18 protein-coding genes and 1 pseudogene are annotated in these 22,493 nt (G+C 70.3%); 7 read left to right on the top strand and 12 right to left on the bottom strand.

Features of this window, described 5'->3' with window-relative positions; all coding sequences use genetic code 11:
• Window positions 1–8: 8 nt before the first annotated feature.
• From ACFFRH_RS19135 to ACFFRH_RS19150, 4 genes are all read right to left on the bottom strand, one after another.
• Window positions 9–923 (bottom strand): carbohydrate ABC transporter permease, encoded by a 915-nt coding sequence (locus ACFFRH_RS19135; protein ID WP_344743479.1) that lies wholly within the window; start codon window positions 921–923, stop codon window positions 9–11.
• Complete coding sequence (locus ACFFRH_RS19140; protein ID WP_386158254.1) at window positions 916–1,863, bottom strand: carbohydrate ABC transporter permease; 948 nt, start codon at window positions 1,861–1,863, stop codon at window positions 916–918. Before ACFFRH_RS19140 ends, ACFFRH_RS19135 begins: the two co-directional genes overlap by 8 nt.
• A complete protein-coding gene (locus ACFFRH_RS19145; protein ID WP_344743481.1) occupies window positions 1,860–3,134 on the bottom strand; it encodes an ABC transporter substrate-binding protein in 1,275 nt (424 codons plus the stop codon). Before ACFFRH_RS19145 ends, ACFFRH_RS19140 begins: the two co-directional genes overlap by 4 nt.
• A gap of 83 nt (window positions 3,135–3,217) precedes the next feature.
• Entirely contained in the window at window positions 3,218–5,926 is a 2,709-nt protein-coding gene (locus ACFFRH_RS19150) for a glycoside hydrolase family 97 catalytic domain-containing protein (protein WP_344743482.1), read from the bottom strand.
• Window positions 5,927–6,583: 657 nt separating this feature from the next.
• Between ACFFRH_RS19150 and ACFFRH_RS19155 the strand changes: the two genes are divergently transcribed.
• The 3 genes from ACFFRH_RS19155 (at window position 6,584) to ACFFRH_RS19165 (ending at window position 8,308) form a co-directional block, all read left to right on the top strand.
• A complete protein-coding gene (locus tag ACFFRH_RS19155) occupies window positions 6,584–7,138 on the top strand; it encodes an ArsR/SmtB family transcription factor (protein WP_386158258.1) in 555 nt (184 codons plus the stop codon).
• Window positions 7,138–7,641, top strand: a complete 504-nt coding sequence (locus ACFFRH_RS19160) for an SRPBCC family protein (RefSeq protein ID WP_344743483.1) — start codon at window positions 7,138–7,140, stop codon at window positions 7,639–7,641. Before ACFFRH_RS19155 ends, ACFFRH_RS19160 begins: the two co-directional genes overlap by 1 nt.
• Before the next feature lie 202 nt (window positions 7,642–7,843).
• Window positions 7,844–8,308, top strand: coding sequence for a VOC family protein (locus ACFFRH_RS19165; protein WP_344743484.1), 465 nt, complete (start codon window positions 7,844–7,846; stop codon window positions 8,306–8,308).
• A 66-nt stretch (window positions 8,309–8,374) separates the two neighbouring features.
• Here the strand turns inward: ACFFRH_RS19165 and prfH are convergent, their stop codons facing one another.
• The 3 genes from prfH to ACFFRH_RS19180 all read right to left on the bottom strand — a co-directional run bounded on the left by prfH (window position 8,375) and on the right by ACFFRH_RS19180 (window position 12,877).
• Window positions 8,375–9,016 (bottom strand): peptide chain release factor H, encoded by a 642-nt coding sequence (gene prfH / locus ACFFRH_RS19170; RefSeq protein ID WP_344743485.1) that lies wholly within the window; start codon window positions 9,014–9,016, stop codon window positions 8,375–8,377.
• Window positions 9,016–10,203 (bottom strand): RNA ligase RtcB family protein, encoded by a 1,188-nt coding sequence (locus ACFFRH_RS19175; protein ID WP_344743486.1) that lies wholly within the window; start codon window positions 10,201–10,203, stop codon window positions 9,016–9,018. Before ACFFRH_RS19175 ends, prfH begins: the two co-directional genes overlap by 1 nt.
• Window positions 10,204–10,543: 340 nt before the next feature.
• Entirely contained in the window at window positions 10,544–12,877 is a 2,334-nt protein-coding gene (locus tag ACFFRH_RS19180) for a collagenase (protein ID WP_344743487.1), read from the bottom strand.
• Between the two features lie 553 nt (window positions 12,878–13,430).
• On the opposite strand from ACFFRH_RS19180, the gene ACFFRH_RS19185 reads away from it, so the two are divergent.
• A complete protein-coding gene (locus ACFFRH_RS19185) occupies window positions 13,431–14,384 on the top strand; it encodes a LysR family transcriptional regulator (protein ID WP_344743488.1) in 954 nt (317 codons plus the stop codon).
• Window positions 14,385–14,759: 375 nt separating this feature from the next.
• Entirely contained in the window at window positions 14,760–15,572 is an 813-nt protein-coding gene (locus ACFFRH_RS19190) for a CPBP family intramembrane glutamic endopeptidase (protein WP_344743489.1), read from the top strand.
• Here the strand turns inward: ACFFRH_RS19190 and ACFFRH_RS19195 are convergent.
• From ACFFRH_RS19195 to ACFFRH_RS19215, 5 genes are all read right to left on the bottom strand, one after another.
• A complete protein-coding gene (locus ACFFRH_RS19195) occupies window positions 15,520–16,224 on the bottom strand; it encodes a response regulator (protein WP_344743490.1) in 705 nt (234 codons plus the stop codon). The genes ACFFRH_RS19190 and ACFFRH_RS19195 overlap by 53 nt on opposite strands.
• Window positions 16,224–17,528, bottom strand: coding sequence for a sensor histidine kinase (locus tag ACFFRH_RS19200; protein WP_344743491.1), 1,305 nt, complete (start codon window positions 17,526–17,528; stop codon window positions 16,224–16,226). Before ACFFRH_RS19200 ends, ACFFRH_RS19195 begins: the two co-directional genes overlap by 1 nt.
• Before the next feature lie 290 nt (window positions 17,529–17,818).
• Window positions 17,819–19,381 carry a sensor histidine kinase gene (locus tag ACFFRH_RS19205; protein ID WP_344743492.1) on the bottom strand — a complete coding sequence of 521 codons (1,563 nt, stop codon included), beginning with the start codon at window positions 19,379–19,381 and terminating at the stop codon, window positions 17,819–17,821.
• Window positions 19,368–20,063, bottom strand: a complete 696-nt coding sequence (locus ACFFRH_RS19210) for a response regulator (RefSeq protein WP_344743493.1) — start codon at window positions 20,061–20,063, stop codon at window positions 19,368–19,370. The genes ACFFRH_RS19205 and ACFFRH_RS19210 overlap by 14 nt, the downstream gene beginning before the upstream one ends.
• A 70-nt stretch (window positions 20,064–20,133) precedes the next feature.
• Window positions 20,134–21,603, bottom strand: coding sequence for a serine hydrolase domain-containing protein (locus ACFFRH_RS19215; protein ID WP_344743586.1), 1,470 nt, complete (start codon window positions 21,601–21,603; stop codon window positions 20,134–20,136).
• Between the two features lie 97 nt (window positions 21,604–21,700).
• On the opposite strand from ACFFRH_RS19215, the pseudogene ACFFRH_RS19220 reads away from it, so the two are divergent.
• Both ACFFRH_RS19220 and ACFFRH_RS19225 read left to right on the top strand, forming a co-directional pair.
• A pseudogene (locus ACFFRH_RS19220) lies at window positions 21,701–22,015 on the top strand (IS256 family transposase); the annotation flags it as partial.
• A gap of 99 nt (window positions 22,016–22,114) precedes the next feature.
• On the top strand, window positions 22,115–22,423 hold the full coding sequence (locus tag ACFFRH_RS19225; RefSeq protein WP_386158268.1) for a hypothetical protein: 309 nt from the start codon (window positions 22,115–22,117) through the stop codon (window positions 22,421–22,423).
• Window positions 22,424–22,493: the final 70 nt, after the last annotated feature.

Below are 22,493 nucleotides of genomic sequence, written 5' to 3' on the forward strand. Positions count from 1 at the left end.
CTTTTCCGTCATCCCTTGAGCCCGCTGCTCGCGATGCCCGCGAAGAACTGCCGCTGCAGGAGCAGGAAGACGATCACGAGCGGGATGGAGCACACGAACGCCCCAGCCATGAGGGTCGGGTAGTCCGTACCGAACTGTCCCTGCAGCCCCGCCAGCCCGACCGGCAGCGGCCGGTTCTCCCCCGAGGGGGAGACGATGAGCGGCCACAGGAGGTCGTTCCACGAGTAGAGGCCGGTCAGCACCGCGAGCGCGGCGAGCATCGGCCTCGCCATCGGGAGCATGACGTGCCAGAACACCTGGAAGGTGTTGGCGCCGTCGAGCCGTGCCGCCTCCTCGTAGTCCTTCGGCATGGTGAGGAAGGCCTGGCGCATCAGGAAGGTGCCGAACGCCGAGAACAGGCCGGGGACGGCGAGCGCGGGCAGGGTGTCCAGCATCCCCAGGCCGCGGATCAGCTCGTACTGGCCGATCAGGAACAGCTGGCTCGGCACCATCAGCATCGCGATGAACAGGCCGAACAGCACGCCGCGGCCACGGAAGGGGATGCGGGCGAAGGCGTACCCGGCGAGCGCCGCGACCGCGAGCTGGCCGGCGACCCGCAGGACCAGCGAGCCGACCGAGACCGCGAACATCGACCAGAACGGCACGGTCGTGAAGAACGTCGCGAACGCGTCCAGGCCGAAGTCCTCCGGCAGGATCGTCGGCGGGATCCTGGTCGCCTCGGCGGTCGACTTGAACAGGGTGAGGATCTGCCAGACGAACGGCGCCACCATGATCGCGGCCGCGAGGACGAGAACGACGTGGATCGGCCAGGTGGTGCCCGCCCTCCCGCGCCGCCGGGGGCGCGGCCCGGGGCTCCTGACGGCGGTGGTCTCGACGGTGGTGGTTTCGACGGCGGTGGTCTCAGCGGCGGTGGACTCAGCCATAGAACACCCACGATTTCTGGAGGCGGAACTGCAGGGCCGTGGCGATCATGATCACCATGAGCAGCACGATCGCGATCGCGGCTCCGTAGCCCTGGTCGAACTGGACGAACGCCTTCTCGTAGAAGAGGTAGACGATCGTCTTGGAGTCGGCGAGGGCGGTGTTGTTCACCCCGCGCAACATGACGAAGATCAGGTCGAACATCTGCAGGGCGGCGATCACGTTGAGGATCGTGACGAAGAAGATGCTCGGGCTGAGCAGCGGCACGGTGATGTGCCGGAACTGCCGCACGCGGCCCGCGCCGTCCAGGGCCGAGGCCTCGTAGAGGTCCTTCGGGATGGCCTGCAGCCCGGCGCCCAGGATGATCAGGTTGATGCCGAGGCCCATCCAGATGCCCACCACGCCGAACGCGTAGATCGTGAACCGGGGATCGGCCACCCAGAACCGACCGGAGACGCCGAACCACGACAGCACCGAGTTCAGCAGCCCGAAGTCGCCGTTGTAGATGAACCGCCAGACCATGCCGATCGCTACCGGCAGGGTGACCACGGGCAGGAAGAAGAGCACCCGGTAGACCGCGCGACCCCGGCCGACCTGCTCGATCAGCGCCGCCAGCACGATGGCGACCGGGATGCCGAGCAGGATGATCGCAGTGTAGAGGGCGGAGTTGCCGAACGCCTTCCAGAAGTCCTCGTCGCCGACGAGGTTCGCGTAGTTGTCCAGCCCCACGAAGGTCGCGGGCCCGAACGCCGGAACGTCCTGGAAACTCTTGATCATGGTGGACAGGAACGGCCACAGGTAGAGGGCGGCCAGGCCGACCACCGCCGGGGCGACGAACGCGGCCGCCCACCAGCCGCTGGGCTGACCGACGCCCGTACGGCGGCCGCCCGGCCGCCGTACGGGCTCCGTCGCCCTCACGGGCTTCGTCGTCAGGGACGTCATTGCTTCGCGAGCACCTCGTCGACGGCGGCCTGGTACTCCTTGGCCGCCTCCTGCACGGGCTTCTCACCGTTCCACGCGGGGGCCAGGTACTGCGCGGCGAGGCCCTGCCACTCCGACGCGTTGCCCGCGACCGGGAGGGGGACGCCGTACTCGATGGCGTCGACGAACACCTGCAGCTTGAACTCGGGCATCGCGTCGAGCCACGGCTGCTGCGTCCCCTTGTACGCGGGGAGCACCGTCCCGGTGGCGGCCTGGATCTCGGCGGCCTTGGTCCCGCCCAGGAAGGCGAGGAACTTCTTCAGCTCCTCCGGGTGCTTGCTGCCCGCGTACCCGGCGTTGCCGATGCCGCTGGTGACGGTGGCGCGCTTGACGCCCTGCGGCAGCGGCGCGACGTCGACCTTGCCCTTCAGGTCGGCGTTCTTGTGGAAGCGGAAGGCCCAGTACGCGCCGGAGAAGTACATGGCGACCTTCTGGTTCTCGAACATCGAGACGGCCTCGGTGTCCGACAGCTGCTGCAGCGTCGGCGACGAGCCGGCCGCCTGCAGGTCGGTCCAGAACTTCAGGCCGGCGACGCTCTCCGGGCTCGCGAAGCCGGACGCGGTGCCCTCACCGTTGATGATCGACCCACCGGCCTGGAGGATCGTGTTGTAGTAGCCGCCCTGCGGGTCGATCGGCGCCGCGACGCCCCACACGCCCTTGGCCTTGTCGGTCAGCTTCCGGGCGGCGTCCTGCACGTCCTGCCAGCCCCAGGTGTCGTCCGGGTAGGCGACCTTCGCGGCGTCGAAGAGCGCCTTGTTGTACCAGATGCCGTTGGTGTCGAAGTCCTTCGGCAGCGCGAACAGCTTGCCCTCGTAGGTGTAGGAGTCGGTGACCGCCTTGGGGTAGACGCCCGTGTCGATCCCGCCCGCCTTCACCGTCTCCGACAGGTCGAGCAGCTGGCCGCCCTTCGCGTACTCGCGGAAGTGGTCGGCGAGCATCCAGAACGCGTCGGGCGCGGTCCCGCCCGCGGCGCCGACCTGGAGCGTCGACCAGTACTCGGTCCACGGCAGCGTCTGGACCTTGACGGTGATGTCCGGGTTCGCCTTCTGGAACTCCGCGGCGATCTGCTCCATCGCGGGAGTCTGGTCCTCGCTCCAGTTGGCGTAGGTGAGGGTGACCTTCTCGCCCGGCGCGGCAGCCGACCCCGACCCCGATCCTGATCCGGACCCGCAGGCCGCGAGAAGTGTCGTCGCCGCGGCCATCGCCACGGCCGCCATCCACGTGCTTTTCATGGTGTTCCTCTGGTTGTGCCGTTGATCGTGCTGTGCGCGGGTCGCCGTGATCGGCGCGGTGTCGTCGGCGTGGTGTTCACCGGTCATCGGCTTGGTGTTCGCCGGCGGGGCGTCACCGGCGCGGCGTCATCCGCCGGCAGGGGGCCGGTGGGCGGGACGCGCAGGGTCGTGTCGACCCAGTCGACGTGCACCCCGGCGTCGTCCGGGGTGTCCGTCTCGCCGCGCGGGAAGGGGGTGGCCGTCTCGCTGCGCAGGCAGAGGGTCCGCACGCCCCGCACGTCCACGCTGAAGTCCGTGACGGGCTCGCCCGCCTCGACGACGGCGGTGAACAGCTCGCGTCCGTCACCGAGCACGCCGACCCTGGCGACGCCGGTCGACTCGTCGTCGACCCCGACCGCCCCGGTGAACGTCTCCACGCGCCCGCCGAGGTGGAAACGCGCCTCCGAGTACGGCGCCGTGCCGAGCCCGCGCTCGAACCCCCGCCCCGCCACCCGCATGGGCCGCCCGTCGCCGGGATTGCCCGCCCCGTTCGACTGGTCCCGCTCGACGGGCCCGTCGTCGTTGACGAAGGCGATCATCGGCAGGTCGGACAGGGCGTGGTCACCGGGCGTCAGCGGGCGTACGACACGCACATGCGACACGACAGGCACCCGGCCGCCGCCCTCGCGGTCGCCCTCGCCGAGGTCGTAGCCGTGGTCCTGGCTCCGGCCGTCACCGCTGTCGAGGCCCTCGCCGTCCCGCTCGACCGTCACGACGCCGAGACGCCCGGGACGCAGCGAGGCGTCGGGACGGACGGCCCAGCCGGTCCCACCGACGCGGCCGGCCGACCAGCCGGGGGGAAGGCGCAGCCGGACATCGGCGTCGGTCGTGATCGACGCGATCCCGTCCGCGCCGACCTCGGCGACGGCCGGATACACGGCCGGTACGGCCTGACGCGGCCGGGGCCCGGCCCGGAACAGCTCGGTGCCCGCCGGAGCGACGATGGCGACGAAACCACCGTCGCGGGCGACCTCGACGTCGATCGCCTCGCCGGCGGTCGTGGTCGTCTCGGCGAGCCCGGTCGCCGCTGTCCGGCCGGCCTTCTCCGCGAGCCCGGTCGCCGGCACCTCGCCGGTCAGGGGCGACGCGTCGCCGACGATCCACACCTGGGCGTCCGTCCCCACCCCGAGCGCGTCGAGCGGCACGCGGATCGTCCGGGCCTCCCCGGTGGCGATGCCGCCCACGAACCACCGGTCGCCGGACCGGCGGGCGACGACCGCGTGGCTGTCGGGGTCGCCCGCCAGCAGCACCGTCTCCGCCCAGTACGGCGCCTGCTCCGCCAGGAACCGGGCCGCGAGCGGGCGGCCGGCATAGGCGTCGACATGATCGGCGAAGTGGGTGATCCCGCACTCGAACGCCACCGACAGCCCGAGCTCGTGCCCGTCGCTGGTCGTGCGGTTCGCGGCGCCGAACGCGACAGGCGTGGCGTCCATGCCGCCCACGACGTTGCGGGTGAACGGCTGGATGACGTTGTGCGCGGCGGTGAGCGCCTGGTTCTCGAAGAACACGTAGTACTCGGCGCCCCGGATCGCCTCGTACCCGATCACCTGCGGGAACGTGCGTCCCCAGCCGCGCGGGATGACCGAGCCGTGGAAGTTCACCATGAGGCCGAGCCGCGCGGTCTCGGCGAGGATCGTGTCGTACCAGCGGTAACGGTCCTTCGACTCCGACTCCATGAAGTCGACCTTGATCCCGGCGACGCCCCAGGACCGCCACAGCGCCAGTTTCCGCAGGTCCTCCGGGCTGTTCAGGTCGCGCCAGATCGTCCACAGGTGCACCTGGACGCCCCGGCTGCCCGCGTAGGAGACGATCTCCGGCACCCAGGTCTCCTCCCACCCGCAGTCGATGAGCAGGTGTTCCCAGCCGAGGTCGGCGGCGACGTCGACGAAGTGCTTCTGCTTGTCCAGCTGGGCACCCGAGTAGAAGTCCGACCACCACGACCAGGCCGCCCGCCCCGGCCGTACCCACGCGGCCTCCTCCAGCTCGGGAGAGGCCGCGGGCGCGAGCTCGTCGACGAGCAGCGAGGACACCAGCTCCGCCAGGGGCCCGACGAGGAAGACCCGCCACGGCGTGACGACGCCCCGGGTGACCTCGACACTCTCGTCGGCGAGGGCGAACCGCAGCGTCGGCCCGCCGTCCTCGAACTCCTCCGCCTCGACGTGCGCGCCCGCGAACCGGCCGTCGATCCCCGACTCGGTGATCAGTACGTGGTTCGTCTCGTCCACCCGGACCAGGAACGGGAGCCCGTACGCTCCGCCCGCCAGCTCGGCGCTGTCGACCCCGAAGCGGGGCGTCTCGTACCAGGTCTGGTAGTCGAGCACCCAGCTCCGCGACCCGGCCGGAAGCGTGACGGCGGTGCGATCACCCGTGACGCGGGCCGTCCCGTCCAGCGCGGGAAGCGCGTAGCGGATCGCGACACCGTCACGCGCGACGCGCAGGATGACCCGCCATTCGACGCCGGCGGCCTCGCGGAAGGCGTACACGATCTCGCGGTGCTCGTACTCGTGCTCGCCGACCGACTTGCCGGAGCGGGCACGGAACCGGTCGCGGACCGTACGCTCCGAGACGCGCACGAGCTCCGCGTCCGCCGTCCCCAGCTCCGTGCCGTCGAGCACGAAGCCGAGCCGGACCCGGTCGAGGACGACCTCCTCCCGCCGGGTGACGGTCAACCGCACCCCCGTGCCGGTGTTCTCGACCCGGGCGTCGACCGGACCCGCGTTCGTCGCGGGTCGGGAGCGTACTTCGTCGGTCACCACGTTCTCCATCAGATGCCGTCCGGCTGCTCGGGCGGTGGGGAGCCACCGCCACATATCAATGACGCTATCGGCCGGGTGATTCCTCGTGAAATGGGCTTTTGCAGGTAGAGCATGGACGATCCGACGGTGTAAGCGGGGCGACACCCGGCCGTGCCGCCCGGCCTGGGCGGCGAGGCCCGGCTCGTTGCGGCATCTCGCCTCCGGTCGGGACGAGGGGCTGGACGTCACCGTGGCGTATTCGCTCAGGTGAGGTAACTATGAGTCCGGCCGAAGGCCACAGGAATGGTGGAAACGGCGGACCGGCTGGACGATCCGACTGTCCATCGGAACGCCCCAGGGGGACACAGGACCGGTGCTGGACTGGTACGGGAGCGGTGTGACACTCGGGCACCAGGTCAAAAGAGCGATCACACGGCACCTGGCCGACGACCAACGACGTGCGCCGGTTCGAGATCCCACGCACTCCCCGGCGGCCCGGGGACGCCCCTGCCGCTGGCCATCCAGCCGCCTGTCACCGTCTCCACCGGCACGGCCACGTCCGCCATACGACCTCGGCACACGGCCTGTCGTGGTCGAACCAAATCCGAAACCCTTGACGGAGCCGAACCCGGCACGATAGAAAACCAACTAGTTATAGAACCGAGAGGTAATAAAGTGGCTGCCGACGTTCTCGACGCGACGTTCGCCGCGCTGGCCGACCCGACCCGGCGAGCGATCCTGGCCCGTCTGATGGAGGGCGAGGCCACGGTGACCGAACTGGCCGCGCCCTTCGCGATGAGCCAGCCGGGTATCTCCAAGCACCTGCGGGTGCTGGAGCGCGCCGGCCTGATCTCCCGCGGCCGCGACGCGCAACGCAGACCCTGTCGTCTGGAGGCCGGCCCGCTCAAGGACGCCGTGGACTGGCTGGCCAACTACCGCTCCTACTGGGAGGAGAGTTACCAGAGGCTGGACGGTCTGCTCGGCGAGCTTCAGCCCGGCGGAGCGAACGCGGCCGAACGGGAGGGCCCGCGACCTGACGAAGCGAACGCCGTCGAGGGGGAGATCGTACGGCCAGGTGGAGCGAACGCCGCCGGACGGGCGGGCACGCGGCCCGGCGAAGCGGATGCCGTCGAGGGGGAGATCGTGCGGCCAGGTGGAGCGAATGCCGTCGAGGGGGAGAGCCCGTGGCCTGGCGAAGAGACGAAAGCCGCAGAGCGAGGAAACCCGTGATGTCACGGCAGGACCGGGCCGGAGGTCTGACGGTGCGAGCGGTGTCCGACACCGACCTCGTGCTCACCAGGACGTTCGCCGCCCCCCGCCGGCTCGTCTTCGACGCGTTCACCCGCCCCGAGCTGCTCCGGCGATGGCACGGCGCACGTGGCTGGCACCTCGTCGTCTGCGAGATCGACCTGCGCCCGGGCGGCGCCTGGCGCTTCGTGTCGCGCGGCCCGGGGGACGCCGAGCTGGGCCAGAGCGGGGTGTTCCACGAAGTGGACGCACCCGGCAGGCTGGTCCAGAGCGAGGTCCACGACGGCTGGGAAGAGGGGGAGGCCCTCGTCACCACCGTCTTCGACGAGCGAGACGGCCGGACCGCGATGACCACCACGGTGCGCTACCCCTCCCGCGAGGCCCGCGACAGCATGCTCCGTACCCCCATGGAACGCGGCGCGGGCGAGGCGTACGACCGTCTCGCCGAGATGCTCGACGAGACGACCGCGAACGCCGACCTGTGACGCCCGGCCGTGCTGTGATGCCCACCCGTGAACGGCGACCTGTGATGCCCACCCGCGGGCGACCTGTGATGACCACCCGCGAAAGACGAGCCGTGATATCCGGCCGCGAAAGACGAGTCGCGACGACCGCCCGCGAAGGCCGAGTCATACTCACCGACCGGTGAAGGCGAGTCGCGATGACCAACCCGAAAGGCAAGCCGCAATGACCGACGCCCAGCCCACGCAGACCGAAATCCCGACCGATCTCGCCGACATCCCGGCCAACCCCACCAACCCGCCCGTCCCGCCGGGCGCGTTCCTCCTCGAGCTCGTCCCGGTGCCCGTCAAGGACATCGACCGGGCCAAGGCCTTCTACGCCGACCGTCTCGGCTTCAACGTGGACGTCGACGTGCGGCCCGCGGACGGGGTCCGGTTCGTCCAGCTCACCCCGCCGGGCTCGGCCTGCTCGATCACCCTGGCCGAGGGCGTCCCGTCCCTCGACATGCCGGCCGGCACGCTGCGCGGCCTGCACCTGGTGGTGAGCGACATCGAGGAGGCCCGCGCGGCACTCATCGAGCGCGGCGCGGACGTGGGCCCGGTCGAGGACCTGGGCGGCGTCTACTACGCACGCTTCGCCGACCCGGACGGCAACACCTGGACCCTCCAGCACATGCCCTGGCGCGTCTGAGGACGCTCATGAAAGTCGAGCACACGTCGTTCGCGCAGGTGCGGACCTGAAGGTGTGAGCAGGGCGCTACGAGATCCCCGGACGTTCGACGCGGGCGGGGTTTCCGCGTACGAGCTCGTCGTGGATGCGCCGGCGGCCGGTGGTGGCGGCGCGCTCCGCCTCCTCGTCGCGGTGCTCGATGCGCTGCCGCAGCAGCCGCATGGCGATGCCGCGGTTGAGACTGAACTGCCGCTCGGTGTCGACCACGACGACGATCCCCGAGGGCCGGTGGGTCGCCCGCACCGCCGTGCCGGCCTTGTTGCGATGTTGACCGCCGGGGCCGCCGGTGCGGCAGGCGACGATGTCGACGTCCGCCTCCGCGAACGTCGTACGCGGGGTGTCGACCTGGCACGGCCGGGCGATGACGTACCAGTTCTTCCGGCCTGTGCCGGTCCGGTACGGGCTCGGGGCCTGCCAGCACAGGGTTCCGGTCCAGGAGGCGGCGAACGCCTCGGCGCCGGCTCCCGAGATCCGGATCAGGACCGACCGGTAGGTGCCGGGCCGGTCACCGGGAACGGTCTCGGCCCGATGGGTCTCCAGGTCACGCCGGGTGGCGTCGGCTTCCAGGCGGCGCAGCAGCCGGGCCAGCGCCCAGGCGCATTCCTGCGGGCCACGTCCGGCCGACAGGAGCAGGTGGACGCTCGCCGCCGGCCTCGCCCGCGCGCTCATCACCGGCCTCGCTTTCGGCGACGGTCCCGCTGGGGTGCGGACCCGAGGTCGGGCGTCTTGTAGGTGACCAGGGGAACCGTGGTGGCCACGGGCGTGGCCAGGTCGTGGTCGACGAGGTCGGAGATCACCTGCTCGATGCGCTTGTAGGCCGTCGGCGCCTCCTCGAAGAGCAGCTGACGGTCTCCGCACACCACCAACGACCCCACCGGCGTGCGGCGCAGCTCCTCGACCGTGTGCTTGGCCCGGCCCCTGCGCAGGGCGTCCGCGCGCGACATCTTGCGGCCCGCGCCGTGCGCGACGGAATGACCGGCGTCCGGCCCGGCGTGGGCGGCCACGAGATAGGAAGGGGTGCCTCGCGTACCGGCGATGAGCACGTCGTTGCCGTCACCCGGCGCCGCTCCCTTGCGGTGCAGGTAGAGCCCGTCGCGGATCTCGACCAGGTTGTGGCACTGGTCGACGAGCGGCTCGGCGGGCTCGGCCCCCAGGGCATGGGCGACCCGGGCGGCCATCAGCCGCCGGTTGAGTGATCCCCAGCGCACGGCGTCGTCGTGCATCGCCAGGTAGGCGCCGGGATCGGGGGCCGGACCCGCGCCGTGGACCTCGGTGTGCGCCCGCAGGATCCGTTCGCCCAGCCCCCGGGAACCGCTGTGGACGATGAGAACCAGGTCGCCCTCGGCGAGTCCGAGACGGCTCGCGTGCCCCGGCTCGAAGACCGTCCCGATCCTCGCCAGCTCGACGAAGTGGTTGCCCCGGCCGACCGTCCCGAGGCCCTCGGTGTGACCGGCGGGAATGTCGCCTTTCACGACGGCCCAGGCCGGGTCGTCGGCGTCCCGCTCGGGATCAAGCGCGCGGTCGAGGTCGGGGAAGCGGGCGGCGAGCCTCTCGGGCACGGCGCGCTTGAGCCTCATGGGGAACACCGCGATGCCGCACCCGATGTCGGAGCCCACCAGGAACGGATACAGCACGGTCGAGGCCATCGCGGCACCGATGGGGGCGCCCTTGCCGGGGTGCAGGTCGGGCATGGCGGCGACGTGCGTCATGCCCTCGAGGGCGGCCACCTGGTGGCACTGCGCGAGGGCGTCGGACTCGATCCAGCTCGCGGGGGAGGCGAACACGGTGACGGTGGCCGAACCCGTGGCCGCGGTGGACGACAGCGGGGACTCCGGCCGGGAGTGTCGCTGGGACAAGGAAACTCGCTTCCCTCAAAAGGGGTGGGCTGACGGCATCACGACGCGCGTCGGCGCCGTGGCATCTCGGCCGTGGCACCTTGGGGGGCGGGGTGCTGTCTCTCGGCCGTGGCACTTTGCGGGGCGGGGGGCTGTCCGTCAGATCATCATGGACACCACGTTCCCTGAACCCGCCACACGAGGGCAAGCGGTTTTCGGCCGTGCGGACCTGTGCGTTTTCGAACCAGCATTACCGGCGTGAACGGTCGACTGTCATCAGACGGCGGTGCCGAGGGCCGGGACCGGACACGAGGTCCGGTCCCGGCGCGGATGTTCAGCCGCTACGAGGCGACGGTGGGCGTCAGTACTCGACCTTCACCGAGGCCCCGGAGAACGCGGTGGTGGCGTACAGGCTGATGTAGTGGTAGCCGGCCACCGGGTTGGTCACCGTCAGGGTCTCGCCGTTGCCGGAGTTGGTCGACCGCCGCGTGTACGCCGACTTCGTGGCCCACGTGCCGGTGCCGTAGTAGAGGTCGGCGTTCCCGGTGCCACCGGACGACGTGATGACGATCTTGGTGGTGCCGGCCGGGAGGTACAGGTAGAAGTAGGCGTGGTTACCGGCGGTCGCGGACACGTCGCCGCGCCGGCAGTTCCTGCCCAGCTCCCTGGCGTCGGAGGAGGTGCACTCGGGCAGGGTGCCGCCGCCCGAGCAGGAGCCGGACGCGCAGGCGGTGAGCCAGCTCGACCAGTCGCTGTCGTAGCGGGTGCCGATGGTACTGGTCAGGAAGGTGCGTGCGCCGCTCCAGTCACCCGTCCGGTAGTTGCCGAGGACGGTGGTGACGTCGGCTGGGTGCCTCTCGAACATGTATCGCACGGCCAGGTAACCCCAGCGGTAGATGCGGGTCGTGTCGTGCGAGTAGTCGGTGTCGAACAGCGCCCTGAGCGTGTGCGTCCTCTTGGCCGCCTCGGTGATCGCCGCGTCGTAGGTCACGTTCCGGTAGGAGTACGACACGTACTCGGCGAAGCCCTCGATCCACCAGATGGTCGGGGTGGTGATGCCGGCGGTGAAGTCGCCGTACATGTCGAACCGGCCGTCGAGGTAGTGGGTGTACTCGTGGTTGAGGTTCCAGATCTCGAACGCGGGCCGCAGCCACTCCGCCTCGTAGGCGATGAAGCGCGGCTGGTTGCCGGCCGCGGCCGGGTCGCCCTCCAGGTACATGCCGCCGTTGTTCGTGTCGATGCCGAACATCGTCCCGGCGTAGTTCCGGTAGTCGGTGCTGGAGTGGAAGACGACGACTTCGATGGTGGTGTTGTTGTCGTTCGCCACGGGGCGGTTGCCGTCGTTCACCAGGTTGTGGAAGTACGCGTCCTGGCTCCTGAGGCTGTCACAGGCGGTGGTGAGCTGCGCGGAGGTCAAGGCCTGCGCACGGACCGTGACGCTGGGACCGCAGGTGTACCGGATCGGCAGAACGACGGCCGCGAGCCGCGCCTGCAGGTCGCAGGTGTCGTAGTAGGAGCAGTTGGCCCTGTCGTAGTAGTCGGTCATCTCGGCGACGCCGACCCACATGGGCGCGGTCGTCCCGGCGATGTCGCCGCGGTCGAGCAGGGCCTTGACCATCGGCCGCACCTTCGGCCGCAGCGCGGTTTCCTGGAGGAAGCGGGCCATCTCCCGGCCGGCGTTCGACGCCAGGTAGCTCTGGCCGGTGCCGAGCAGGTTCCAGTTGTCGTCGGCGAAGCCGTACAGCGTGTCGATCACGCTGGGGTCCGCCTGGACGGCGGTCACGAACGCCGGGAGCTGGTGGCCGCGGAAGAGCACGGTGTAGACGTTGTTGACCGCGTTCAGCATCCACCAGCTCGCGTCGTAGGAGCTGTTGTAGCCGTTGAGCAGCCGCTTCACCACGTGGAGGTAGCGGTCGTTCTCCTCGGCGCTGTCGATCAGCGTGACCGCCTCGGCCAGCACCTCGCCGTTGGCGTCGCTCACCGTCGAGGACTTGGGGTTGCCGAAGAAGGCGTCCAGGCCCGCCTCGATCGCGGTCCTGAGCGGCGAGCCGTACGTGCCCACGGTGGACGCGTTGTACCAGTGCACGTAGTAGCCGGCCCGCAGGTAGAGCACGAGCTGAGCGGTACCGGTGGAGTTGTCACCGGGGTAGGACGACCCGTTGTCACGCAGGCCGTACGCGACGCTGCTCATCTGCGCCTCGCGGAAGGCGTGGTAGGCGTCGCTGCCGGTGAGGCCGAACAGGGTGTTGACGCAGTCGGTCGTGGAGGACTTGATCTGCTGGACCAGGGCGCTTCCGGTCCGGCCGGTGAAGTCGCTCACGGCGCACGCGGCCCCCGCCCGCACCGGGGCGGCGGACTTCGCCTTCTCCTTCATGGACGGGCGAGGGTGCGCCGGGGCGGGCTCGGGCCGATCGTAGTCATGGCGCAGCCGCTCGTCGGAGGAGGGCGTCGGTGCCCGTTCGCTGACCGGGAGCGGAGAGCGCCGGACGTGGTCGGTGCCGTCGGTTGCGAGCAGTGCCGGCGCGGGGGGCGGTGTCCTGACCGCGGATGCCGTCACGACGGGCTCGGCGACGGGGTCGGTGGCGGCCGATGCGGCCGCCGGTTGCAGGGCGAGCCCCAGGCCGAGGGCCGGGACGAGGACGAACGCGGCCAGTGACGATCTTCTGAGCGCGCGCAGGGGTGGGGTGATTCCCACGAGCAACCTCCGGGGGGTGTGGAAGAACGAGCGTGAGGTTGGATGTGACCGGGGATGCCGCGGCGGCCGGAACGGGCCGGGACGCGGCGGGGGCTCCGCCGGGTCCTGCCGGACCGGCGGGCCACGTGGCTCAGGGATTTCGGAGAGCGGAGAGGTGTTGCCGCCCGTAGTTTGCTGACGAAATCAGGCCAGAGGTCATAAAGGCCCACATAGTTCTTGGTTATGACCCCGTCGCAGCCCGGTCTGAAGTGCGGCGGAGCGTGCCGGCTCGGCGTGGAAAAGCGGGTGTCGTCCGGCTCGGGATGCTGCTTCGAGGTCGTCGCCTTCGTGCCGCTCGGCCGGATTGCCTCGTCCCACCTGCGACCGCCGCCCCGCCCTTCGGCCGACGGAGCCGCCGTTGGCCCGTGGCCGGACTCGCGGCGCGCCGGGGGCGTCCCCGGGCCGGTGGAGACGGGGGTGGGGAGGAGAAAGAAGCAGTCATCCGCAAGGGAGAAAAATGAATTTTGTCCGGAAATTCAGGCATTGATCATTAATTGCCGCATAATTCTGAGTTATGGATCTCGATATCCGTCATCTCCGCATGATCTGTGCGATAGCGGAGTCGGGCAGCCTGACCAGGGCGGCGGCCCGGGTGGGGCTCTCCCAGCCGGCCATGACGAACCTGCTGCGCCGGATGGAGACCTTCGTCGGGGGCGAACTCTTCGTCCGCAGCCGCTCCGGGGTGGAGCCGACACCGCTCGGCAACCAGGTCATCGCCCGCGCCCGGATCGTCCTGTCCGAGGTCGACGCGCTCTTCGGTGACCTGCGCGTGCCGTCGGAGGCCCGGTACCTGCGGCTGGGCTCGGTCCACGTCGGGTGCGTGGGCAGCATCGTCAACCGGGTCGGCGACGCCCTGCCCGGACGCGAGATCTCACTGCGGATCGAGCCCTCCACGGCGCTGCTGGCGGAGGCGCTCACGCACGGGCGGCTCGACGCGGCGCTGCTCGGCGTCATCGAGGGCTTCGAGGTCACGCTGGCGCCGCCGGTCGCCAGCCGGGCGCTGGTGTACAGGTATCCGATATTCGTCGCCCTGTCGGCGGGGCACCCGCTCGCGGGAAACGAGGAGATCCGGCTGGCCGACCTCAAGGACGAGGCGTGGATCAGCCCTCCGGGAGCCGACGACGGCTCCCTCGCCGCGCTGCGGGCCTCGTGCCGGGCGGCCGGTTTCGAACCCAGGTTACGTTTCGAGGCGCCTAGCGGCGCCGGCCGCCCCTTGGTGGCGGGCGGGCACGGCGTGCGGCTGGTCGATCCCTGCTGGACCGCGGCGCCGGGCACCGCCGTACGACCCCTCATGGGAGAGCCGCAGGTGGCACGGCTGCTCGTCGCGTGGCACCGGGACCGCCTGGGCGATGAGACCGCGGGGGCGCTCTACCGCGGCCTCGCCGCGGCGTTCATCGACCATGTGCACGACAATCCTCTCTTCGGACGCTGGTGGGAGGCGCATCCCGAGGTGCATCCGCTGGTGTGAGGCACATCCCGAGGTGTATCCGCGGTGTGAGGCCGCCCGCCCGGGGACGCGCGTCCTGCCGGGAGACGGCCGGGCCGCTGTGGAGAACGACCATCGCCCTCCCCGGCGAATCGGCGAGGCGCGCACCGTCACATCGATCATCTCGGTAGTCGTCACCGCGACGGAGCGTGTACGACGGGACGGCCGTCCCCGGTCTTGACGCACCGAGTCGATGACCGACGCGCCGGCGACGCCACCTTCCTGAGGCGGTGGTGCTAGTCCCAGGGGAGGAAGGATCGGGTGGGGAGCGGCCGAAGTCAGGACCGCTGGTGGATGGCGGCGGCGGCACGTTCTTGAACACTGGGCCGGACCGGTTCTCCGAAAGAAGGTCTGTCCGTGTTCGAACGGCTCTCCGATCGCACTACGTCGATCGTTTTCATCGTCCTGACGCTCACGATCTCGCTGGGCACCGCCAACATCGCCGGGGGGCTCGTCCTCGCCCTGTCACCACTGCTCGTCGTGATGGCGATGCTGCTCGTCATCACGCGAGAGGGGTACTCCAGAGACGGATGGCGCCGGCTCGGCATGGGGCGGCTCGGCCTGCGGACCTGGCCGCTCGCGGTCGCCACCACCGCCGGTGTCTGCCTGCTCGCCACCGCGGGCACCGTCGCGCTCGGCTTCGCCCGGTTCTCCGCGCCGCAGGGAGACTGGTTGCAGTCGGTGATCGCTTTGTCCATCACCGGGCCGATCCTGGCGTTCGCCGAAGAGATCGGCTGGCGGGGCTACCTGCAGCCACGGCTCGCGTTCCTGGGCGAACGCTGGGCGATGCTCGTCGTCGGGCTGGTCTGGGTCGCCTGGCATCTGTCGTACATCCTGTTCACGCCGTACTACCACAGCGAAGGGAACCGTGGCCTGGTGCTCCTGCTGTTCAGTGGTTCGGTGATCGCGTTCTCGTTCCTCTTCGGGTACCTGCGTGTCATGTCAGGGAGCGTGTGGCCGGTGGTGCTGGCCCACTTCGCGCACAACGCCACCTTCGCCTTGTTGCTGGAGTACGCGATCTCGACTGAGCGGCCCGTGGTGGTGCGCGAGTACCTGGCCGGTGACACCGGGCTGTTCGTGCTCGTCGGCACGACGGCCTGTGTTCTCGCGATCGGGATCAGCCGGTCGGCCGCGAGTCGCCGGTCAGCCCCTGCGTCCGTGCGAGGATGACCGCCTGAACACGGTCGCGTAGTTCGAGCTTGCGCAGCACCGAGCCGAAGTGCGTCTTGACGGTCGACTCCGCCAGCTGCAGCCGCGCGGCGATCTCCGCGTTGGTGAGTCCCAGACCGACCGAGGCGAGGATCTCGCGTTCGCGGGTGGTGAGACGTTCCAGCCTGGGCGCGGTGGCTGGCGGCTGCTCGGCGGACGCGGCCGTCGGCGGCGCGAGGACGAACGAGTCGATCAGGCGACGTACGAGCCTCGGCGCGACAGGCGCCTCCCCGGCGGCGGCCGCCCGGATCGCCGCCAGCAGTTCCGCCGCGCCCGCGTCCTTGAGCAGGAACCCGGCCGCTCCGGCTCGAAGGGCGGCGACGAGAAGCTCGTCGTCGTCGAACGTCGTCAGCATGACGACGTGTGGCGGGTCGGGTGCGGCCAGCAGCCGACGGGTGGTTTCCACGCCGTCGATGCCCGGCATGCGAATGTCCATCAAGACGACGTCCGCCCGGTGCTCGGGCCGGCGCAGGGCGTCGAGGGCCGTCTGCCCGTCGGCGGCCGATCCGACGACCCGAAGATCCGGGGTGGCGTCGAGAATCATCCCGAACCCGGTCCGCACCAGCTCCTGGTCGTCCACCAGGAAGACGCGGATGAGGCGGTCGGGGCTCATCACTCGCCGCTTCGCCCTGTGCCGCCCGACGGGGTGGCGAGGCCCGCGGGTCGCGCGGAAGGCGATGGAACGGTGACGGGGGTCGCGGCGTCGATCACGAATCCGCCGCCACGGCGTGGACCTGCCTCCAGCACTCCGCCCAGGACGCGCAAACGCTCCCGCATGCCGTCGAGGCCGTAGCCGGGTTCGGAAACGTGGTCCGCGATCGCGTCGGCGCGGCGGACGCCGACGCCGTCGTCCTCGACTCGAACCATGATCCATCCCTGTTTCCTCGCGGCGACCACGTGCGCCGTGGCATGCGGGCCGGCGTGCTTCAACACGTTCGTCAGTGACTCCCGGACGACGCGGAGCACAGCGAATCGTATAGCAGCAGGAACATCGTCGAACACGGCCGGCTCGGCGTCGACGTCCACGGCGAGTCCCGCCGCCCGTACCGAGTCCACGAGCCGCCGCAGCTCGGCGATTCCCAGCCCGGCCCCGTGCGGCTCCTCCGGCCCACCGGTGTCAGCGTCGGTTTCGGTGTCGGCGTCGGTGTCGCGGAGAACCTCGATGACGCCACGCACCTCGGTGAGGGCCGAACGCGCGGTACGCCCGATCGTGGCGAAGACCTTTCCCGCGTCCGCGCGATCCCAGGGCCGCGCGTGCTCGGCGGCGTACTCGGCGCCGTCAGCCTGCACGATCATGACGGTGAGAGAGTGGGCCACGATGTCGTGGATCTCCCGTGCCGCGACGACACGTTGCTGTTGCGCGACGAACCGCTCCCGCTGCAACCGGCTTTCCTCAAGCCGGGCACTCGCCTCACGCAGTGCGCTCACGTTGGCCTGGCGGCCACGGACGAGATCGCCGATGACCCAGACCAGCACGGAAAGGATCCCCAGGAACACGGCGTTCGTGAGCACGTTCGCCATGTATTCCGGCGGGGTGCTCCATCGGAAGCCGGCGAGCACGCTACCGGTGAGCGCGGCACCGAGGGCGAGCAGGCGAATCGGCAGAGACGCGACGTGTGCGGCGACGGTGTAGACGACGATCGCCTGCGCGATGTTGGCCGGCAACGGAACCGGCACCAGCATGAGCTGGACGGCGAAGACCGTGGCCAGCCAGGCGAGGACCGCGGTCGGGAAGCGTCGCCGTACGGCGAGAGGGAGGATGGCCGCGGTGGCGATGAGGAAGGCGAGCGGCCCCGCGAGGGCACTCAACGGGCCGAAAACCAGCCACATCAAGCCGGCCAGTGTCAGATCCAGCAGCCTGGGATGCTCTCGTGACCACTGGTCGACGCGGGCGGCGAGGAAAGTCCGCTGTTTCAAGGGTCTCTCGATCTTTCGTGACCGTTTGGCCGAAGCGGAGGCCCCGGGGCGGAGGCCTCAGGGGGAAGCCTCAGGGGCGAAGCCGACCATCGACGCTCGGACACACGGTGCGCTCCAGCGCGCGGTCCACGCTGGTCTACCAGCACATTACCCGCAAGTCGTCGAGCTCGTCGTTCTCATCACCATCGATGACCTGCCGTTCGAGGCGGAGGCCAGGCTGCTGGAGATCCGTTCCCGGTACGGCCCCGGGCACCGGGTCAGCCGATCGATCACGAAGGCGGCCCCGTGCGTCACCGCGAACCCCCGACGATCGCCTTGGAAACGAGACGATCGTCGGCGAAGCACAACCGGTAGGCGTCGGTCGAGGCCGTTCTCGTGCTGTAGTACACACAGTCCTCACCCCCAGGCGGGGGCGGGGCGTTGTCCGGCGGGCCGTCCTTGGTGAACGCGGGCAGCCGGGACCGTACGTCGCCGCGCGCGTCGCCTACCTCCAGCTGCTCGTACCGGTCCCGATCCAGGACCGAGAAGGAGGAGCTGACGAAGCTGATGGGGATCATGAGCAGGAAGATCCCGGCCAGCACCGCGAGAGGTACCACGATGGCCTGCACCAGCCGGCGCCGCACCTGCCGTCGAGCACGAGCCAGTTCCCCGGCGGAGACGGTGGGAGGGGACGAGCGGGTGGCGGCGCGCGGGGTCGTGCCACCGGTGATTGGCAGTTCGGCGACGACCTCGAAGCCGCCCTCGGGGGTCGAACCGGTGCGCAGCGTGCCACCCGCGAGACGTACCCGCTCGTCGAGTCCCACCAGCCCCGAGCCGCCCGAGGCCACGCCCGGCAGCGGGGCCACCGTGGCCGGGTCGTTGACCACGCTGAGGCCGAGGATCGCCCCGTCCCTGACGAGCCGGACGTGTACAGCCGTGCCCGGTGCGTGTTTGGCGGCGTTCGTCAGGGCTTCCTGGAGCACGCGGTGGACGGCGAGGCCGACCATGGGCGGCAGGTCGTCCGTGTCGTCCAGGCGTTCCGAGGTGACCGTGACCCCGGAGTCCCGCACGCGTTCGACCAGGGCCTCGGCGTTCTCAGCGGATGGGACCCTGGGCGGACGCTCGTCGTCCGTGCGCAACACGCCGATGATCTCCCGGAGGCGTTCGGTCGCGGCCCCGGCGGCCTCCCGCAGTTCGCCGACGGCCGCCTGCTGCCGGGCGTCCAGCCCGGGATCGAGCTCCAGGGCACCGGCCCGTACCGCGATCAGGGTCAGGTCGTGGCCGAGGGAGTCGTGCATGTCGCCCGCGATGCGGGCCCGTTCCCGGATACGGGCGCGGTCGGCGACGGCCTGCTGCTCGCGCTCCAGCCGGTCGGCGAGCCGCCAGCCCGTACCGACCAGTTCGGCGTACTGGCGGCGGTAGCGGCCGAGCAACCACGGCAACCCCACCGTGAGCAGCAGCGTCAGCAGTTGCATGGGCCAGGCCCACAGGTCCCGCAGGACGAGCGCGCACAGTGGCAGCCCGGCGGTGGCGACGGCCCCGAAGAACCACAGCGCCGGACGCGCACTCGCCATCCGCTGCCCCGCCAGGTAGCCGAGGAGCACCAGCGCCGTCCAGTACAGAGGGGTCGACATCCGCGTGTCCAGGGCGAGGCTCAACGCCACCGGTACGGCCAGCGCCGCCAGCGGCCATCTCCGGCTCAGTGCCACCGCGGCCCCCAGCAGCGGGACGCCCACGGCAGCCGTCATCACGTCCCGCCCCTGAAGGGAGACGGCCGCCGTGACCGGCGGCACGCACACCGTCAGCCACAGTCCAAGGTCGAAGAGACGGGAAAGCCGGCCGGGCACGCCGCGCATGGGCTCAGGACCGCCCATGTCCGCGCACCGACGCCTCTGAGGACTCCTCGTCGGGAACGAGGCCCGCCTCGTACGCGAGGATCGCGGCCTGCACCCGGTTCCTGAGGTCGAGACGGGCGAGGATCTGGCTGACGTACCCCTTGACCGTGCCTTCGACGACGTTCAGGCGCCGGGCGATCTCGGCGTTGGACAGGCCGGCCCCGACCAGGGCGAGGACCTCGCGCTCGCGGGCGGTGAGCTCCCGTACGCGGGCGTGGGCGATGGCCTGCCTGTCGAACCGCCGCGTACCGAGGCGGGTGATGACCCGCCGCGCGACGGTGGGGGAGAGATAGGCGCCGCCTTCGGCGACGGCCCGGACGCCGGCGATCAGCTCTCGTGGGTCGCCCGACTTGAGGAGAAAGCCGGCCGCGCCGGAGCCGAGCGCGCTCGCGATGTACTCGTCCTCGGAGAAGGTCGTGAGCATCACGACGGCGGTCTCGGGGAGGACCCGGCGCAGCTCGGCCGCGGCCTGGAGCCCGTCGAGCCGCGGCATCCGGATGTCGAGCAGGCAGATGTCCGGGCGGTGTCCCAGGGCGAGGTCGACGGCCTGGTGCCCGTCGGCGGCCTCGGCGACGACCTCGATGCCGTCGGCCGTGGTGAGGATCGCTCGGATGCCGGCCCGGATCATCGCCTCGTCGTCCGCCAGCAGCACTCGGATCATCGGCCCCGCCTTCGTTCTTCCGTGTACCGCGCCTTCGTTCTTCCGTGTACCGCCAGGCCACGCAGGCACGCTACCCCACGGGGTGAGGGGCGGAGGTGCCCGTGCGACGGACGAGGACGATGTGGACGAGACGGGAGGAGACGACGGCGGCCGCGGCGAGCGCGCCGGTGGCGGCCCAGACGTACAGCGCGAGCCAGACGTAGGTGATCTGATCCAGCGTGCCCACCCGATTCATCACGAAGCCAATCAGATCGGCGAGGCCGGCGAAGAGCGCGATCGGCAGCGCGTAGGGGACCAGCCGTACGACCAGGCGCCACACGGGGCGGCCCGTACGGCGGCGGGCCCAACCTCGGGCGCGGTGGACCCCCACGAGGCCGAGCCCGAGGTTGAGCAGCGCCAGGCCGCCCAGCCAGGGGTCCGCGGTCATGCTGAAGGGTACGGTGCCCGCGTCGGGGCGGCCCTCGATGATGTCGACCAGGCCGTCGGTGAGGATGACCGCGTCGTCACCGGAGATCATCCCGGTGTTGGTGACGACGGCGATGCCGTATCCGCTCGCGGGCAGGAGGGTCTGCGCGGAGTTGTGGGTGAGCAGCCAGCCGGTGTGCCGGAGCCGGGGCGCTCCCCCGGCGGTCCTCCCGGTGTCCCATCCCATGCCGTAGCCGCTACCGCCCACGCCGGACGCGGTCTGGGCGATCCTGACGGTCTCCCTGGGGAAGACCTGGTCGCCGCCGTTCTGCGTGATCAGCCACTTGGCCATGTCGCCGGCGGTGCTGACGACGCCGTAGGCGCCGTTGACGAACCACTTCGGATGGGAACGCCTGACGACCTGGCCGTAGGCGCGAACGTACCCCTCGCCCGCGCCGGGGAGGTCCAAGGTGGTGTTCACCGTCCTGGTGGACGTCATGCCGAGCGGGCCGAAGACGGTGGTGGCCATGTAGTCGCCGAACGGCACCCCGGCCACCACCTCGACGAGCCGTGCCGCGAGGGAGTAGTTGGGGTTGTGGTAGATCTTCCTGGTGCCCGGGTCGGTGGCGAGCGGGGCGGTTCGCAGCATCGCGACGGCGCCTTCGAGAGTGTCCGCCGCGGGGAGCGTCAGCTCGGGGAAGGTCTGGTCGCTCATCCCCGAGGTCTGCTGGAGCAGCTCCCGCACGGTGATCCTCCCCGCGCGTGGATCGGCCATGGCGAACTCGGGCAGGTGCTTCCGGACGGGGTCGTCCAGGCTGATCCTGCCCTGGTCGGCGAGGTGCAACGCCGCCAGGGCCGTGAACGACTTGGAGACCGAGGCGAGCGGCATCGGCGTGTCCTTCGTGATCGCCTCGCCACCGGCCGTGTGGCCGTAACCCGCGGCGTACACGACCTGGTCGCCCCTGGTGACCGCGATCAGGGCGCCGGGCAGCCGGGTCCGCTCGATGTAGTCGCGCATGTGGTGGTCGATCGCGGTCGCGCTCAGCCCGCCGCTCTCCGGCGCTCGCGCGAGGGCACTCGCGGTCGTCACCCCCATCGCGAGCGACACACCGATGATCGCCGCGACTTTTCCCATCACCGTCGAGGGTCCTTGAGAAGGTCCTTGAGAGGTCTTCTGAGAGGTCTTCGTCCACATGGGACGAACGCTAGGAGCCGGGCGGAGGGCCACACAGCGTACGATCGGCCGGACCTCACCTGACTTTCGTCAGGTCCTCCTGGACGGACTGCCAATGCCGGCGCGCACCCTGCGCTCGACCAATCCCATCGAGTCGATGATCTCGATCTGCCGCGACCACGCCGTCAACGTCAAGAACTGGAAGGACGGCCCGATGGCGCTGCGCTGGTGCGCGGCCGGCATGGCCGAGGCCACCAAACAGTTCCGTCGTGTCAACGGCCACATGTGCCTACCCGGACTCCGCGCCGCTCTCGACCGGCATGCCATGACGCGGAATCCCAGCCCGGACTGTTACAACGAGAACATCGCTTGACCGTCGGACCGCTGATCAAGTTCCACGAACGTCAGGACATTCTCTGCCGCTCCAGCAGGGACGGCTCACCATCCGGTCTTCTCAAAAGTCCCAGAACTTATGATCGGCTCAGTACGGCGAACCGGCCTTCCCCGCTTCGACTTCGGGCGGCCTGACGAGCGAGCCGGAATCGGATATCTCCTGGGTCTGATCGTGGAGAGGACTTACCCGGAAACCAAGCTGATGATCTCGGCACTCGTCACACACAAGGGAGGAGCCGACCCGGGCGGCGGTTTCTACGCCCTGGCGACAGAGCTTGAGCTGCTCCGGCCGCGCGCTTCGAAGAGTGAGAAGGACGCGTTCTGGGTGGATCAGTACACCCGGGTGCAGGAGTATCACTCCGGAGCCGGTCGGCCCGGGCCTTACTGATCCGTTGACAGGGCTGGACGATCCGCATGCTGGGTCGCCGTGGTGTCTACAGCAGGGCTCACGGTCGAGG

The sequence above is a fragment of the Streptosporangium vulgare genome, from assembly GCF_042428775.1.
GTDB classification, from domain to species: Bacteria; Actinomycetota; Actinomycetes; order Streptosporangiales; family Streptosporangiaceae; genus Streptosporangium; species Streptosporangium vulgare.